The sequence below is a fragment of the Microcoleus sp. B7-D4 genome (assembly GCF_036705125.1).
Classification (GTDB): domain Bacteria; phylum Cyanobacteriota; class Cyanobacteriia; order Cyanobacteriales; family Microcoleaceae; genus Microcoleus.
In genome coordinates this window covers 24,735-41,413 of the sequence record NZ_JAUBTT010000010.1, presented here as the reverse complement: position 1 = coordinate 41,413, position 16,679 = coordinate 24,735, and the positions used below count along the sequence as shown (strand labels likewise).

15 protein-coding genes are annotated in these 16,679 nt (G+C 46.7%); 8 read left to right on the top strand and 7 right to left on the bottom strand.

Annotated features, from left to right (window positions below; translation table 11 throughout):
• Positions 1–88 precede the first annotated feature (88 nt).
• From QUB12_RS05935 to QUB12_RS05915, 5 genes are all read right to left on the bottom strand, one after another.
• Complete coding sequence (locus QUB12_RS05935) at positions 89–931, bottom strand: DUF1822 family protein (protein ID WP_333305938.1); 843 nt, start codon at positions 929–931, stop codon at positions 89–91.
• Between the two features lie 3 nt (positions 932–934).
• Positions 935–1,633, bottom strand: coding sequence for a hypothetical protein (locus tag QUB12_RS05930; RefSeq protein WP_333305936.1), 699 nt, complete (start codon positions 1,631–1,633; stop codon positions 935–937).
• Between the two features lie 403 nt (positions 1,634–2,036).
• On the bottom strand, positions 2,037–3,341 hold the full coding sequence (cbiE, locus tag QUB12_RS05925; RefSeq protein WP_333305934.1) for a precorrin-6y C5,15-methyltransferase (decarboxylating) subunit CbiE: 1,305 nt from the start codon (positions 3,339–3,341) through the stop codon (positions 2,037–2,039).
• A 334-nt stretch (positions 3,342–3,675) separates the two neighbouring features.
• Positions 3,676–3,894, bottom strand: a complete 219-nt coding sequence (locus QUB12_RS05920) for a hypothetical protein (protein ID WP_333305932.1) — start codon at positions 3,892–3,894, stop codon at positions 3,676–3,678.
• Positions 3,884–4,624, bottom strand: coding sequence for a DUF1868 domain-containing protein (locus QUB12_RS05915; protein WP_333140784.1), 741 nt, complete (start codon positions 4,622–4,624; stop codon positions 3,884–3,886). The genes QUB12_RS05920 and QUB12_RS05915 overlap by 11 nt, the downstream gene beginning before the upstream one ends.
• A gap of 173 nt (positions 4,625–4,797) precedes the next feature.
• On the opposite strand from QUB12_RS05915, the gene holA reads away from it, so the two are divergent.
• Positions 4,798–5,775: a DNA polymerase III subunit delta gene (gene holA, locus QUB12_RS05910; protein WP_333305930.1), complete on the top strand. Its 978-nt coding sequence runs from the start codon at positions 4,798–4,800 to the stop codon at positions 5,773–5,775.
• 230 nt (positions 5,776–6,005) lie between these two features.
• A complete protein-coding gene (locus tag QUB12_RS05905; RefSeq protein ID WP_333140635.1) occupies positions 6,006–7,043 on the top strand; it encodes a hypothetical protein in 1,038 nt (345 codons plus the stop codon).
• A 197-nt stretch (positions 7,044–7,240) separates the two neighbouring features.
• Here QUB12_RS05905 and QUB12_RS05900 read toward each other — a convergent pair whose 3' ends face one another.
• Together QUB12_RS05900 and QUB12_RS05895 are read right to left on the bottom strand one after the other, a co-directional pair.
• On the bottom strand, positions 7,241–8,275 hold the full coding sequence (locus QUB12_RS05900) for a histidine kinase (RefSeq protein ID WP_333140633.1): 1,035 nt from the start codon (positions 8,273–8,275) through the stop codon (positions 7,241–7,243).
• A gap of 611 nt (positions 8,276–8,886) precedes the next feature.
• On the bottom strand, positions 8,887–10,302 hold the full coding sequence (locus QUB12_RS05895; protein WP_333305928.1) for an S-layer homology domain-containing protein: 1,416 nt from the start codon (positions 10,300–10,302) through the stop codon (positions 8,887–8,889).
• 69 nt (positions 10,303–10,371) lie between these two features.
• Between QUB12_RS05895 and QUB12_RS05890 the strand changes: the two genes are divergently transcribed.
• The 6 genes from QUB12_RS05890 (at position 10,372) to QUB12_RS05865 (ending at position 16,213) form a co-directional block, all read left to right on the top strand.
• Positions 10,372–10,926 (top strand): hypothetical protein, encoded by a 555-nt coding sequence (locus QUB12_RS05890; RefSeq protein WP_333140629.1) that lies wholly within the window; start codon positions 10,372–10,374, stop codon positions 10,924–10,926.
• A gap of 16 nt (positions 10,927–10,942) precedes the next feature.
• On the top strand, positions 10,943–11,143 hold the full coding sequence (locus QUB12_RS05885; RefSeq protein ID WP_333140627.1) for a hypothetical protein: 201 nt from the start codon (positions 10,943–10,945) through the stop codon (positions 11,141–11,143).
• Between the two features lie 405 nt (positions 11,144–11,548).
• On the top strand, positions 11,549–12,031 hold the full coding sequence (locus QUB12_RS05880; RefSeq protein ID WP_333140625.1) for a BON domain-containing protein: 483 nt from the start codon (positions 11,549–11,551) through the stop codon (positions 12,029–12,031).
• Positions 12,032–12,429: 398 nt separating this feature from the next.
• Entirely contained in the window at positions 12,430–13,662 is a 1,233-nt protein-coding gene (locus QUB12_RS05875; RefSeq protein WP_333140623.1) for a histidine kinase, read from the top strand.
• 999 nt (positions 13,663–14,661) lie between these two features.
• Positions 14,662–14,802: a hypothetical protein gene (locus QUB12_RS05870; protein WP_333305926.1), complete on the top strand. Its 141-nt coding sequence runs from the start codon at positions 14,662–14,664 to the stop codon at positions 14,800–14,802.
• Between the two features lie 349 nt (positions 14,803–15,151).
• Positions 15,152–16,213 carry a pentapeptide repeat-containing protein gene (locus QUB12_RS05865; protein WP_333140621.1) on the top strand — a complete coding sequence of 354 codons (1,062 nt, stop codon included), beginning with the start codon at positions 15,152–15,154 and terminating at the stop codon, positions 16,211–16,213.
• The last annotated feature ends 466 nt before the right edge of the window (positions 16,214–16,679 follow it).

Sequence of the window (16,679 nt, the reverse complement as noted above, 5' to 3'; positions counted from 1 at the left end):
AATATATAGGCAAGCGAGCATGATACTCGCATTCCTAAAAAATGCTTTTTACAACATGGGATGTTCTCAGTTTTTTGAAAAAAAATATTTAAGTTTTTGTTTCAATCTCCCAAATTTCTGCTAATTTATTTAGCAGTTTATGGGCTAATTGTTGGCGGTGTAAATCTGCGGAGAGAACTTTTTCTTCTCGACCAATTTCTCCAATAAAAGCCTGTTGTTCAGCAGAAGAATCAACTATTTGATGATGAGGATTAATAGGAAGACTACCGACTAATACATCTGCTCCTGCATACCGCCATTTAAGGGGTTTAGTAGTTCGGTAAATGCGCTCTAATTGAGCGATAATTTCTGAAAAATTTTGTGTTTCTAAGAGTTGTCGCACTTCTACGGCTACTGGATCGTCACTTCTAAAAAACTGATTTCCTAATTCCAGACGATAGAGATGATCGATCAGAGCATCTAAGTTTTGGAGTTGGGCAATCTGGATCTGGCTTGGCAACGGAGAATTATCCAGTGATGGGGTAAATCCTAGCAGTTTCCCTGAGTCTAATGTTTCTCCAAATTCAACTATTACATAGCCGATTCTGTCTTCTATGGCTGCTGGTGGAACTACGATCGCACTTTCTCCAAACCAAACCGGGCGGCATTCTAATTTACCCATCCCTGGTAACACTAAATCAGCAATATCCCACTGGGCACGGACGACTGGATGCCAACTATCGCCTTGAATTAAATCGGGTTCGTAGGCTTGCCATTTGAGGTAACTATAGACAACATAAACTGCTAAAGTATTCACATAAACTCGTTTGGCAGCCTCATGCTTTGTCAATTCAGGAGCGAGTTGCAGAGTTTCGGCAGCAAATTTTCGAGCGGTGCGGTGAGCATCAGTACCTAGTGGAACTGTCAATAGCGTTGGGTTTGTGCTTTGCATAATTTAATCTTCTCTTGTGTATCCTAGCTCTAATGCGATCACTTGGAGCAAGGGGCGACAGTTCCTTTCCCAGTGTGATTTTAGAGTTTGGTAGTTGATGTTAAATTCTTTGGCGATCGCAGTAAACTTGTCAGGCGTGGTTTTAAACAGCACCTTTAATGTGAGAACTTGACAGTTACACTCTGGATGATTTTTAGGATGACAGGAGCGAAATTTCCCATCGGGGTCTTCTTGGACGTATTGTTCTAGCTGTTGAATAATATTCTGATAATTTTCTTGCTCTAAAAGTGCGATATACCCATCCAAACCACTGCGTGTAGGAGTGGAAAAACTTGTTTCTGAAAGCAAATCCAGCAACGCGGTTTCAGTATCTGAGACTCCTATGAGGGCATCTAAACTGTAGGTGGGCGGTTCAGAAGGTAACTTCAAATCCTTAATGCGCCACTTTAGGTAACTATTTATCCATTGTCGTAGTCGTGTTGAAACATTCGGATCGCTAAGCTTGAAGTTCGAGCAAATGCTTTTGTTCACCCATACCCAGGTTTTATTTAAGGCGTCTAAATAATCGGGATGTGCAGATCGCCGTAGTCCGGGAAGTTCCTGTAGTTCGGCGAGCAATCGGTTCATCGCTTTGCGCCTTTGGGAGCTGTTTTGGGGATACTCGCATACCTCCTCAATTAGTTGGCGCAGCAGTTGATCCATAGGTGTTAAATTAATTATTTGAATTCTCAACTCATTGTTGCAATCCTTGGAGATTGTCCGCTAACCAGAGGATGCTCTGTGTTCTGCGTGCACCCGAAAGTTATACAGCATATTCCATGTATATTCGGTACACACAACCTTGTCGTAAGTAAGGTGCGTCGCCACCATTCAATCTGCAAGTTTCATTAAACATGAGCAGCGACGCACCCTACATAACAATGTACCAACAATAGAGCTTTATAGTGTACTTCACGAACCACCGAATATGCTGTAGTTATATCTATTCCGGTTGCACTCCTCATGACTGTTGACTGTTAATCGAAAAACTGAATGATGGTTGAGTGTTGAATGTTGACTCGATTTTACGCCAGACTTTGGAAGCGCGAATATCACAGATTTCAGATTAATTCAAGTGTCGATCGATCGTCACAATCGAAACAGGCCGCAACGCATCAAAACGAGTAGAATTCCCCCCAGCCACAGAACGCGACAATTGCACTTGCACGATTCGGTAACTCCAGTGGGGTTCCCGGCGCACCCGATCGCCCATCCAGCTCAAAACAGTAGCAATATCCTCAAAAGCATCCAAAGCAAGCACGATCGAGCCTCCAGGGAGCAGCCGCAGGGCGCAAACGCCCAAAATTTTAGTCAACCCTCCGCCACTACCGCCAATAAAAATCCGGTGCGGAGGACGCAAGCGGTGCAAGATTTCCGGGGCAGTTCCGTGAATAGAGAACACATTTTGCAGCCCAAAACGGCCGTAGTTGAACTCGATCGCAGAAGTGCCAAAAACCGTTTTTTCGATCGCGTACACCTCAGACTGCGGGAATAAACGAGCAATCTCGATCGACACAGAACCGTTACCAGCACCCACATCCCAGACAACTTGTCCCGGTTGCAAAGCCAATTGTGCCAGCACCAACACCCGCACTTCCCGTTCAACCGTCAAACCAGGCTTGTCGCCACAACCGATAAAAGCTGCATCCGGTATTCCCAACAAAGGCAACTTTTCCAAATCCAAAGGTTCTGCCCTCGCGGGGGACTCGCGCAGCATCACAACCACGCTCAGCGGTGCAAAAGACTCTCCCAGCAAAGCTGACAGAGACTTGCGGCTTACCCGTTCCTGGGCCGCCCCCAAATTTTCGCAAACCCAAAACTCGTAGCGTGTAGGCAAATCTAGAGCTTTCACCAAATTTGCCAGGGTAGCCGGAGTATGAGTTTCGTCCGCGAGCACTGCAATTTTCTCGACACCGAGTTTGAGTTTTGCCGTCAGTTCCTCAAAATAACGTCCTTGAGAGCCAACAAAATGAGCGTCTTGCCAAGGAATTTGCATGCGGTTAAAAGCCAACTGCACAGAACTGACGTGGGGATGAAAAGTCAATTTTTCTGGTGGCAATTGGGCAATTAACAACTTTCCCCAGCCGTAGAACAGCGGGTCGCCGGCCACTAAAATTACGATCGGTCGATCGCGGGGTTCCACCGTCTCCCCAGAGGGATATAATTCGGCTTGGGTCGCCCACCATCGCCGAATTTCCAGAATTGCTTCGGTCAAATCTTCCAACGCCCAGCGCTCTCCGTCGTGCTGGGGAAAATAGCTTAAATGGCGCTCGCTGCCTATTAGCAGAGCCGCCATTTCTACAACCTGCCGCGCCGATTCGCTCAGCCCAGCAGCTCCATCTAAACCTATACCAACAACGTTTACTGTCACTTTTTAAGCAAAAAGTAAAAAACCAGAATTACTGATTTTTCCTGGTTTTTCATAATTTTTTTCCTTGACTTTAATGTCAAACAAAAATAATTAAAGCATGTGAACAAACCAGACGGTCAACTGAGTACAGTTAGACCGAAGGCTTCTTTTTCCTTTTTTTTCTCATGCTTTTTATAGTGAGGTAGTTCCACCCCCACTTGCTAATATAGTATCAGAGTATTTCCAGAGCATCTTGGGGTATAAAAGAATAATTGTCGGTTTGGGTACCTACACCCGACGAGCCTTTCATCACGCGGGCGTAATTCCCAACGGGGTACGGGGCCCAGCGATCTGATTAATCCCCTCTAAATATACGCCCGGGACTTCCCGGCTGGTAGTTAATAGGCAATATCCTGACTATTGCCACAGGGGAGAGGGGGAGAGGGGGAGAGAGACTGGGAGAGTGGGAGATGGGGAGAGGGGGAGATGGGAAAAAATCTTCCTTCTTCCTTCTTCCCTCTTCCTTCTTCCTTCTTCCTTCTTCCTTCTTCCCTCTTCCTTCGTTAAAACTCAAAAACAGGCCATTCCGGTTGCCGGAGATAGGTGGTCATGTCGTCAAACTTCCGCAGTTCCACTCGGTTTACGGACAGTTCTTGCGGCGTGTCCAGCCATTGCTCGTTTAACTCGGACAGCAAAGCGCACAAGCGAGCGCGGTCAAGGTTCGGCCCGATGTCCCCAAAATAAGCCAGAGTAATGTGTGCCGTAAGATGATATTGCTGTTCAATTCCCAAAGCCATTAAATCGGGATTTTGATAGATCGATCGGCGAAACTCCAGAATTTGCTTGTAAGAGTTTTCGTCCGTCGGTGCCAAACAAACACCCACAGCTCTAGTCATCACCATCAACCCCAGCACTATCCAGCGAATCGGAGGGCCGCCCGCCAAGGGTTTACAGGCGGCAAAACGATCGGCCATGCGCGAGCGCAGTTGCTCCTCAAATTCGGGATTTTTATCAGAGGCATCTCGAAAAGCGCTGCTCCAAATTAAATCGGCTACGGTTAAATGGAAGGTATCAGGAGGCAGTGCCACGATCGCACCCTCCGCTATTTCCTGCAATATCCGTTGTTGGCTCGAGTGCAAATTACTATAAAATGCAGCATTTTCTGCATCTTCCCCCGCAGGGGGCGTAATCACCGAATAACCTGGAAAAGGTACAGGATTTCTCCGGCCTGCTTCGTCGGGCTTAAATTTTGGAGATTCCTGAATGTGTTCCACCTGGGACTTGTAGGAGTCCAGCAGCGTCATTCGCGCCACCCGATTTACGTAAGCTTGATAAGTATCATCCAATCTTGATTTCCTCGCGGTGACATACTCCCACACCAAATTTTATATTATGGCGCGGGCTTCCAACAGCCCTATTCAGGATATGTTGGACAAGCCTCGCCTGCAACTCTGATTTTTTTGGCTAGTGAGCGTTTATGCAAATTTACCTGTTTTGGGGGGAAGACGACTTTGCGATGGCGCAGGCTGTGACAAGTTTGCGCCAAACAGTCCTCGACCCCAACTGGGCTAGTTTTAACTATGACAAAATTATTGCCGATTCCGCCGGATCTGTGGTCGAAGGGCTCGATCGAGCCTTAACGCCGCCCTTCGGTACCGGCAGCCGTTTTGTCTGGCTGGCAAATACGACTGTAACGCAGCAGTGCTCTCCTGAACTGTTAGCACAATTTGAACGGACGCTGCCGGTGATTCCCCCTACCACCGTGCTGCTGCTGACATCCGTCAAAAAACCCGACAGCCGGCTCAAATCTACCAAGTTACTGAAAGAGTCCGCCGAATTTCGAGAATTTTCACCGATTCCGCCTTGGAATGACAAAGAATTAGCCCAGCGGGTGCGTCAAGTCGCAGGCGAAATGAACGTAAAATTGACCGCCACGGCGATCGAACTTTTGGCCGAATCCATTGGCAGCGATACCCGCCAGCTATACAGCGAACTCGAAAAATTGCTGCTGTTTGCGGGCAACCGCAGCCAACCTCTGAACCCGGAAGAAGTTGCGGCACTGGTGCACTGTCACGCCCAGAATACCTTCCAGCTAGCCGATGCGATTCGCGAGGGCAATACCTCCGCCGCTTTGGATTTATTGGCAGGCTTAACTGGCCGCAGCGAGCCTGGTTTGAGGATTGTGGCTGGCTTGACTGGTAAGTTTCGGATTTGGCTGTGGGTAAAGGCGATGATCCAAGCGGGCGATCGCGATGATAAAATTGCTCAAGCTCTAGACCTCGGCAATCCGAAACGAGTATACTATTTTCGTCAAGAAGTCAAGAACGCCAGCTTAGAAAAACTGGAAAAAAGTTTGCCCTTGCTGCTAGACTTAGAAGCTTCTTTAAAGCGCGGCCGGGAAGAAATCTCAACCCTGCAAACCAAAGTTATAGAACTTTCTAGCTTGTTTCGCTGATGCGCGACAGGGCACAGGAGCGACCCGTTACTGTAAATTTTTACAACAAATTTCTTTCTTCGGCTATGTGCTTGATGCCGGCTCGCGGGCCAAAAGGTCAATAGATACTAGAAATACTCTCAGAATGCCAAATTAGAAGTTAATGTGGTAAATAAATATTGTCCGCCGAATGCCGATCGGTTAATATTATTTGCCGGCTCTCCACCCCCCCAAAAAAAAGAGCGCTACCCATGACACAACAGAACCCGCGGGAACTGCTCAAGCAAGGCGATCCAAAAGCGATCGCATCTAGCATCAACCGTACACTCAAACCCAAAGGCATCAACGCCGATGTGACGCGGGACAACGGCTGCCTCCACATAATTCTGGAGGCAGACAAAGTACCGGATCAAATGGTATTGGTCGATTTCATCCGCACCGGCATGACGAAGCTGGGACTCGAATCAATTCACACTGTAAAGGTTTACGGGCGTCGAACAGGTGACGGTGAGCCTGCGTGGGAAGATGAAATTGATCTGATGCCTGCAGATTCAATGCCTTACCCCTTGGATAGTGGAATGCCTGACGAATCTGTAGGTTTAGATGATGTCGAGCCAGAAGAGGAAGACTATTATCAAGAAGGAGAATTCGATCGAGATGACGACGAGGAAGACGAAGACGAAGACGAAGATCAAGCCCCGCCTCCGAAAAAACAATTTCCCAAATGGGTAATACCTGTGGGTATCTTAGTACCTCTGGCGGCGATCGCAGGGCTTTTCTTTACTAAAACTTTCCCCTTCGGCGACTCGAACCCAGAACCCATCGCCCCCGAAGCTGCTTCCCCTTCCCCGAAACCCGCATCTCCCGCGTCTAAAGCCGCCGCATCCTCTCCGGGTGCATCTCCGGGCACCCCACAGGCAGCCTCCCCTGCACCAAAACCCGCTCCCACTGCTGCTGCGCCAGCAAGCCCAACTCCGACATCTCCACCACCCAAAGCTGCTGCTGCATCTCCGGCGCCCAAGGCAGCCTCTCCTGCACCAAAACCCGCCGCGCCTAAGCCTGACTCTTGGAGAGAAGCCGTTAACACAGCTCAGAAGGCAGCAATTTCGGCCCAGACGGCTCAGTCTCAAAATGAGTGGATCGCAGTAGCAAGCGAGTGGCAGCAAGCCGTTAAGCTCATGAGATCCGTACCGTCAACCAGCCCGAACTATCAAAAGGCTCAGCAAAAAGCGGCAGAGTATCAGGCTAATCTGATTGTTGCCAACCGCAGGGCGGCAGCAGCGCCTTAAGAGTTTTAAGTTTTGAGTTTTGAGTTGAATACTCGATGTGCTAAAAGTCAAAAGTCTAAAGCCAAAAGTAAAAAATCTTTTTTTACTCAAAGCTTTCTTACCTTTTGACTTTTTTCGATAAAAGTAAGATTCACTGAACAAACACAGCAACAACCCGCTTTCTTGGATAAACCGGGTTGCTAAACACAGAGCTTGATTTAAATCGGTTCTTCCCCTTGATTAAAACGCTGAATTCCTTGATTTTCCTCTACGCACCCAATAGCATCTTTAGGAATATTGAGGATACCTGTAAACGAATTTTGGGTTACTTTCAAAGCTTGTTCCTTATTTTTGTGTTCTGCAAGTTCGCGCTGTAAATTGTCAATAGTCTGTTGAAAGCGAGTCGCTTGTCTGAGCATTTCTTGTTCGGAAAACTCCAGCAATTGCATCAGATTTGCAACTTGAGATTCCAGTAATTTGGTTTCGTAAATATTGTTATTTGTAACAAAGCTGGTAGGATTTTCTGAATATTCAAAAACACTTTGTTTGTCGGGCATGGACAATGCTGTTTTGACACTAAGTGCCAAATCTTTAAACATTTCAGCCGTGCTTTGGGGAATTTTAACTTTCAGGAAAATCACTACCGCAAACACACTTCCTGACGGCAGAAGTCCCCCAAATCCCAAGACAGACTTGACTTGGTAGGGGATAATTAAGGAATTTTGCTCAGGAATAAAGGGGCTGCCTTTTGCCTCTGATACGTGAAAAATATTTAATACTGCGGACTCTAATTGCAGGAACCTTTCTCGCTCAATTCCGAGGAAGGTAGGAATGTCTAAACCAAACTGCCGGATTATTTCCGAAATCGCCGGCATTTGAGCCACTAATTTTGGGCTAACTAATGGAATAGCTGTATTTTTTGCTGCTGTGTGCCGAGAATTCCACTGCGGTTCTGTGCCTGCGGCTGCTAGCAGAGTCCAACATTTCATGTCGGCGGCGGGGGAATTGCCCTTCATCAAGCGGCGCGCAGATTGTTGCAATGAGTCTTCTAATTCCCCGTAGGGATGAGTTTTGAACAAACGCACTAAGGCACAGGTATTTTCTCCAGTTTGCGAATCGCAAAAATGTCGGTAAATATAGTTAACAATCTTCTGGCTGCTGGCTTCCATACTAGCAGTATTTCTACCTAAATGGCGCAGGACTAAGCTGCATTTCGCCATGTCTTGCGGGGTAAATAAGGTAATATCGTACATTAAAAAATGCTCTCCAAGAGCTCAAACACTGTTTTTCATTTATCGTTAAGTCCGCTAAGCCATCCGGAATCCTACTGAGAGTTTTAAACACAGTGTTGGTTGAAATATCTATAAAATTTGCCCCCCAATGCAGCGGTTGTATGGCAGGATACAGAAATTAAGATTAAAGCAAAAAAAATCTATCCCCTAGGGTAGGCCACAAGGAAGAAAAGCCGATGTATAATTTAGCAAACGGTTTTTTACGATAACTCCCCCAGAGGAAAAGAAACAGGGTTTTTCAACGGATATGCCTCGCGTTTGAGTGGGCATTTTCGTAGATAAAAGTCGGTTTCTGGGTAAGCTATCTTCACAGAAATCCTTGAAACTCAAGCTGCAATTTTTGTGGCTGGCGATCGCACGCCGATCAATCAAAAAATGGTACAATTTCGTCAGTCTTGGACGCAAAAACCGGGTTTGCTTACAGAGAAACAACCCGGTTTTTGAGGTATTGGTAAGTATAGCGGTTCTCAAAAAAGTGAGGTATGCCCTATGCCCTATGCCCATGAGTACCTCATCTTTCTGAGAAAGGCTATAGATGCTGTGGTGAAAACTTTTAACTACCCCAAAAAACTCTACTCAGCAGGTTGAGACTTTGCTTCCAGGGCATCTTTAGCAGACAATCCCTGATCTTGAACGCCAAAATACCACAAACTAGCAGCAGCTTCGGCGCGAGTCACGGATTTCTTAGGCTGAAACAGAGTAGTAAAACCAAAAACGCGGCGAATATTCGCCAAATCTCCATTGTTAAAATCAGCTAAAACTGCCCGCGACGCCTGGGAATCAATTTTAGAAGCATCTTGAAAACCCCACTTTTCTTTCACTCCTTCAATGTTAGCTGTCGGCAAAACTTGACGACTATCTAAAGGCACTTTCCAGAGAATCATTGTTTCGCGAGTTAAAGGTGCATCCGGGCGAAATTTCACATCTTTAGTTTCTCCCGAAAGCGAACTCGGAATTACACCGGCTTCTGCTAAACCTTGAATTGCTGAAAAATCCGGGTCTGTTTTGGGTACGTCAGAAAAAGCCGGTTCGCTAGAGTCTACTGCTAATCTAATTTGTTTGGCTTGACGGCTAGCATAAATCTGATTGTTAGCTGCTACTAACCAGCGGGCGTATTCGCGGCGAGTGATAATTTTGTTGGGTTTGGGCAAAGTGGTGGCAGTTTCTAAATTAGCACTTTCTGCGGCTCGCACTTTCAGCACTTCCAACTGACTTAAATCTGCCACATACTGCCGCAACTGTTGAGGAATTTGGCTTTCTTGTTGGCTAACTTTTGCTGATTTTGGCGAGGCAGATGGTGTTGGAGTATTTCCCTCTGAATTAGATGGAGTTGGTGAAGCGGTTGGAGATGGGCTAGACTCGGAATTATTAGGTTGGGGACTAGCGGCAATTTCTGGGCTTTCTTTGCTGTAGTCGATCGCAAATTCTGTAGAACCCCCTACTTTCTGAGTAGGAGAAAGCGACACTGTTACCCGTAAATTATCTCGCGTTGCTACCAAAGAACCTTGTCCCTCGGCGGTGGGGCGGCTGACTATTTCCCAGTTGCGACGCCCAAACTCTGTGGAGTAAAAGTTCTGTACCGAATTCACAGGATCTGTGCTCTCCCAGCGCAGCCGCACATTTTTTGGCAACGAATCTGTTTGCCCACTAACTTCGATTAACTCAGCATTAGGATAGAGTGGAATCTCTGTAGGGAAATCGGGAGGAAGTTTGGCGGTAGAGTTTGTCTCAATTGCTGTCGCTGGTGGCGGGGAAGAGAAAACCACTGGATTTTGTTTTAATGTCGGATCGGCGGCTAAAGATTCTTCGAGTGCCTTGCTGTTGGGGCTGTTTGCACAAGCTGTGACAGCAGCCAGCAGACACACCGCTAGCCAAGTATTTACAGCAGCGAGTATATTGGTTTTATTGGTTTTATTGGTTTTACTGGTTTTAGCTGGCGATCGCCCTTGAGAGTTGCGTCGCCGTTGAGTAAATATAATATTCAGCATAAATCCCCCCTTTGCGGATATATTTCTAGGCTAGCGCAGATCGATCGGTCAAATATATTTCTTAACCAAATGAAATTTCTGTATTTACTTCTAGCTACTGCTACATTACTTGTATTGCCTCTCAAATTTGCCCGTCCCGCTGCATCTCAACCAGCCCCGCTGCGGACAGCCATTCCGACGGCAGAGTGGCAGCCATTTTGCTCAGCGATGGGTCAGTTTGCGATCGATATGCCGGGAAATCCCAAAATTAATTCCGAAATTTTTTCAAATCAAATTATTGCTCATACATACCGATCGAACTTAAAAAATAAAGAAACTTATTTGCTTCAATACTTTGACCTAGATTTTCGGATGAGGAACAATAATATCAATAATATCAGAATTACTTTAAATAATGCCGTTGATTTATTTGTAGTGGGGGCGAATGCTAAATTGTTGCAAGTGCGGGATATTTCCCTCGGAGGCTATCCGGGAAAAGAATTTGAGTTTCAGCCGCTTTCCCCCACTGAACCTGTAGGTGTAGGTCAAGTTTTTTTTGTGGAAACGCGCGTTTACGGGCTGGTTGCCACTACCCCAGAACCCGAAAATGCTCAAAAATTTCTCGACTCTTTTCGTTTGTTTTGAAGCAGGAAGTTTTACAATGAGTAGTGTAGCGAGATTTAACAGATTTAATGGAGGGATGTTGAGGGAAGAAGTCCCAGGTTCGAGGTTCGAGGGAAAAATTAGTTGGGAGTGGCGATCGAATTTATTAATAAAACTTACGCATTTAAACTTGGTTTATAGGAAAATATTGGCTTTGGTAACGAAAAATGAAGCTATCTACCGAGTTTCTGAGGAATAATGCGGTCAGAACTCATTAAGGATCGTGGATTAAATAACTTCCGTAGTAGGTTGGGCCCGTGGAACGAACCCTCCGTTTCACTCCGCCCAACAATCAAGCTTGGGGTTGGGTTTCGTGCCTCAACCCAACCTACAAAAAATGCAAGTTATTTAATTCTCATTCCTAAGTTAAATGTGACTTAATACCTTATTTTGTTTTTTGTACTCTATCTAACGGTATAGATAAATTTTACACCTGTGGAGCGATGTAGATACTTCCTCAAGTTTATATATTTGATATAAGGATTTTTAAATCGCAGAAAGCACAAATAAAGATGCTGTCTTGATCCATCTGGCTCCCATCTGGCTTAACGAAGGCAGGGAAGTCAGGCTCATCGAAAGCTTACCCGGAGGGTATTAACCTATTATGAACAAACTAACACCCATTCTCCTCAGCGGCATCCTATTATTTGGAGCTGCTGCTTGCAGCGAGGGGGCTAAAACTAGCGCTGATGCTCCTAATTCTACCACAGAAAATACCACTAGCCCGCCTCCAGCCGAGACTGTTCAAAAAACTCAGGGTGACGCAACTAGCGATATTCGCAAAGCACAAGCAAATTCTGATATCAGGGCCAGAGAACAGCGCAACAATGTGACGGGTGGCGATGCCATCAGAGCCGATGGCGACCTGCAAAGTGAAGTACGCTCCAAGTTAGAAGTAAACATCACTAAAGGTCAGCTAACTGTTGACGCAAAAGATGGGCTTGTCACCGTAGGTGGCACAGTTCCCAATCAAGCTGATTTAGCTAAAATTGAGCCACTAGCTAAAGAGATTAAGGGTGTCAAACAGGTGAATGTTACGGCTGTTGTCGCCCCTGCTGCACCCGCATCGCCTAGCAGCAATCAATAAATTAGCAGGAAGAATTGCGAGGGAAAGAAGGGAAAAGGATGTAGTTATCTAGGAGAGAAGTCTGAGGGAAGAGGGTAAAGTTGGGCATTGTAAGATGGCTTTCGGAGCGGATCGCAAGGCTTAGGTGACTCTCTAGGGAGAGTGGGGTTTTAAGTGAAAGAGTTTAAATTGAATTTACAATTTCCGCACTCAAAACTCGCGCAATACCTGCAACTTCCCCTTCCCAATTTCCGATTTCCCATCCCGGACAATTAGTTGGAAACCAACCTGAAGATAGAGCGGGAAGTTATTCCCAGCGACCGATGAAAATTGTTGGGAAAAAATGACTAAATGTGATTGATGGCAGAGCATAAATTCTGTGGTTGTGTAAAAGTAGTATATTTTTCAGGAGAAAAAAAATGGCTTTAGGTCAACACAAGCGAGCTGTAGGAGCATTTTCTAATTACCGAGATACGGAACTAGCCCTGATGGAACTGCAAAGTACCGGGTTTCCGATGAATAAAGTTTCGGTAGTTGGCGAAAATCTCGATCGCAGCCAAATTGCCGGCGCTAGCACTGGTACTGGTACTGGTACTGGTAAGGGTACCGACGACAAGGTGGGCGGCGGCGCAAAAGCAGGCGCGACAGCGGGAGTCGTGACGGGTGGTTTGATTGGGTTACTCGGAAGCATTGGAGCGCTAGCGATTCCAGGAGTTGGCCCGGTGATGGCGGGGGGTGCGATCGCAACTCTGCTGGCAGATACTGTAATTGGAGGCGCGATTGGGGCAGCAGCAGGCGGTTTGGTAGGCGGTTTGGTCGGCTTGGGAGTTCCGGAAGAAAAAGCTAAGGCTTATAACGATCGCGTCTCGCGTGGAGAATATTTGGTATTCGTAGAAGGAACAGATGCCGAACTTGCCACAGCCGAAGGAATTATGACTGTGCGGGGCATCCAGGATTGGGGCATTTACGATGTGCCGACAGACACCGGCCGCAGAGCTTCGGGTCGCCAGAAGCGCGCCGTGGGAGTGTTTTCAACCCGCCGCGAGACGGAACACGCACTGGGAGAACTGAGAACTGCCGGTTTCGACATGAATCGGGTTTCGGTCATCGCTAAGGATGCTGAGTCTAAAGGCGACATCGCAGGCATTGACGTACACGACAGCGCGGACAACAAATCCGATGAAGGGGCCACAAAGGGCGCACTCACAGGTGGCACTTTGGGCGGTTTGACAGGCTTGTTGGTAGGTCTGGGCCTAGTGGCAATTCCGGGAATCGGGCCGATTATGCTGGCAGGAGCCTCAGCTACGGCGATCGCCACTACACTCGCCGGTACGGCTTTGGGTGCGGCAGCAGGCGGCTTGATCGGAGCTTTAGTCGGTATGGGAATTCCCGAAGAGGAAGCTAGAGCATACAACGATCGCGTGGCAAGAGGAGATTACTTGGTACTGGTTGACGGCAGCGAAGCAGAAGTCGCTAAAGCTGAAACCATTCTGAGCCGCGGAGGCATTCAGCATTGGAACACCTACGACTATAATAATCCCAGCGTCGATAGCGCTCGGGCTGATTACGGCGCACCGGGCACTCCAGGGGTTGATACTACCGCTGGTGTTTACGATCCAACTTATGGCACTACCGGCCGCCCTCTGATTTAATACTTCAGAGTTTGTTTGGTTATTGTTTCTACTTTCTGCAAAGTAGTCGCACTCGCGCGATCGGATTGTGGAAAGTGAGCGAACCAGGACGGGCGAGCTAGCGGTTTTGCACTTCGTCAGTAAAATTATCTCAAAAGTCGGCTTTTTCTCTGAAAGCCGACTTTTGTTTTGTTCTGAAAACTTAAAAAAGCCACCGGTCAAAAGTTTAATTTTGATTAGGGGCCCAGTCCGTGAGCTGGGCTTTGCGCCGGAGGATCGATCGGCTCCCTTAATTTTTATACCCTAAATCCGCAGTGTTTTTTGACTCTGTAACACTCACTACAGCTCGATTGCAAACCCTGTAGTATTATCAAATTTGATGACATAAATTACAGCAGATATTGCCCAGTTAGTCAAAGAGCGACTATCTTTAATTATGGGGTGGCTAATTTCACCAACTTATACAGGTGAAGTACCCAGTCCCGCGCGCCCAGAAATGCCTGCGGTGGTCGGCAAATATTAGAATAGTAATAATTGTCGGAGCCTTCGGGCAACACTTAGGCTGGTCATTAGTTGGCTGTAGCAGCCGAATTGCCGTTGGCAAGACCTGCTACAGGAATACAGTTTTTCTGGGAATGCCTCAGCGAAACATTTGAGAAGCCCAGGAACAGCTTTTATGTCCGGGAGCGCGTCAGGTGTCCGGTGTTCTGTTAATTAGAACCGCAAGCGCTCATGGATCGAGTAAAGATTAACAGCAAGCACAGCAGCGCGGGAGCACAATGGCTCGCGGCGTCTTTTTTCGCGAAATCTCAGGCTCAGGGCAGCGTATTGTTTGCTTTGCCTGCGACTCGCTCAGCACTCCGAGGGAAACAGCCTTCCTGTTGGATTTCACGCTGTGCACAGCACAGTGGGGGGAGGTGAAACTAGCTGAGCTGACCGGGCTCTGCTTTCATGGACGATCGAAGATAGAAGGCACTTATGTAGAAGGCATTTGGGGTTGAAGCTCCGATATCTTGTTTCTTGATTGCACTAATAAATTCGATCGCCTGTACCAGCAATTTTTCCGGTCAGAATGCGGCGCGGATGCCGCCAGCAATACCCCAAATATTCGATCGACCTGGACAAGATCGATCGACAAATTCTCGGTATTTTGGTAAATAGTTAGCAGTTAATAGTTAGTGATTAGCAGTTAGTATAAATACAACTAACAATTAACAACTAACATCAACCGCCAACTAATTACTAGCCCCATAAGACTTACAGGGCTTACAGGCGGCGAGCAACTCGGTTTCTTCAGGACTGCCGCGCTGAAAACACCCAGATTATTTACGACAAACCGGGTTTTTCGTGAGTTATAACTAGGTGAGCGGGGTGATGCTAGGAATCAACCAGTTTTGACAATTGTTAATGTGGCAGTATAGGTTTAAAAAACTTACGGCCAAACACGATAGTACAAATTTTCAGACAACATAGAACATCGAGAAATTAAGGAAACTCACTCAATTTTTTTATGAATTTCACTGAACTTTTAAGTGCCGATGAACTTTTAACTAGACATAGAAACGGGGAACGAGATTTTCGAGGGGCTAACCTCATTGCAGCTCATTTGAGTGAAGCTAATCTCAGTCGAACAAATTTGAGCAACGCTAATTTGAAAGGCGCCAACTTAATTAAAAGCAAACTGATTGGAGCTAATTTAAACGCCGCCGACTTGAGCGGGGCTAATTTGTCTAAGGCGAAATTAATTGAAGCTAACCTCGGCAGTTCTAGTTTAACTGGAACTGTGGCGATCGCAGCAGATTTTAGCGGGGCAAATCTCAGCGGAGCAATATTGTCTCAGGCTGACTTGAGCAAAGCTGTGATGACGGGAGCGAGTTTAGTAGGAGCTTGTTTGCTAAGCGGCTCGAAACTAACGGAGGCTAATTTGAGCGGGGCGACGCTGAGCCGAGCAATTATGAGCGGCGTTGATTTAAGCAGAGCAAATCTGACTAGAGCGATTCTCAGCGAGGTAGATTTGACCGGGGCGAACCTGAGCGGAGCAACTTTAACTCGGGCTTATCTCAATCGCGGAAATCTCAGCGGCGTCAATTTAGTTGGGGCTTGTTTGAGCGAAGCAAGTCTGCGGGAGGCTTCTATTAGCGCTGCTAATTTAAGCGGTGCTGACTTGAGCGGTGCTGACTTGCAATCGGCCAATCTAAATGGCTCTAATTTGAGCGGTGCCGACTTGCAGGGAGCTAATTTGAGTAAAGCTAATTTAAATGGTTTGATTCTGCACAATGCTGATTTGAGGGCTGCGAATTTGAACAAAGCTTCTTTGCGGGGAGCTAATTTGAGCGGTGCGAATTTGGCAGGCGCTAGCTTGCTGGAAGCGGATTTGCGGGGGGCGAATTTGAGTCACGCCAATTTGTCGGGAGCGGGTTTGCTGCTAAGTTCTCTGACAGGGGCGAATTTGACAGGAACTAATTTGTCCGAGGCTAATTTGATTGGGGCGAGCTTGAATGTTGATAATTTGAATGAAGCAGCTTTGGGCGGCGCAATTTTGCCGAATGGAGCTACTCACAGCCGGGATTGATATCGATTCCGGTTGCACTCCTTATCATTGTTGACTGTTGACTGTTGACTGTTGACTGTTGACGGTTGAAGGAGGGGTTAAAAAAATGAAAATTGCGCGAATTATTTGTTGGCATTGGGATTCGACTTTACGCCCTACTATGAAGCGCGGATTTGATATCATTCCGGCGCAGCAGGAATTGATATGAGGAGTTGATTAAGGGAAAATAGTTTTGAGTTTTAAGTTAAATAATCTTTAATTTAAAACTCAAAACTTTTGACAATAAAGAATTCAGGAGCCAGGAGTCAGAATTGAGTAATTGGTTGTGCGAGGCGGGTTTATATATAGCAATCCTAAATGATTCAGATAAATTTGTAGGGGTAGTGCTACCCCTACTCCCCGTGCCTACCCCCTATCTATCGGGCAACCACGGGGGGATTGCCCCTACAATAATTATGCAAATGATTTAGGATTGCTATAGATTTTC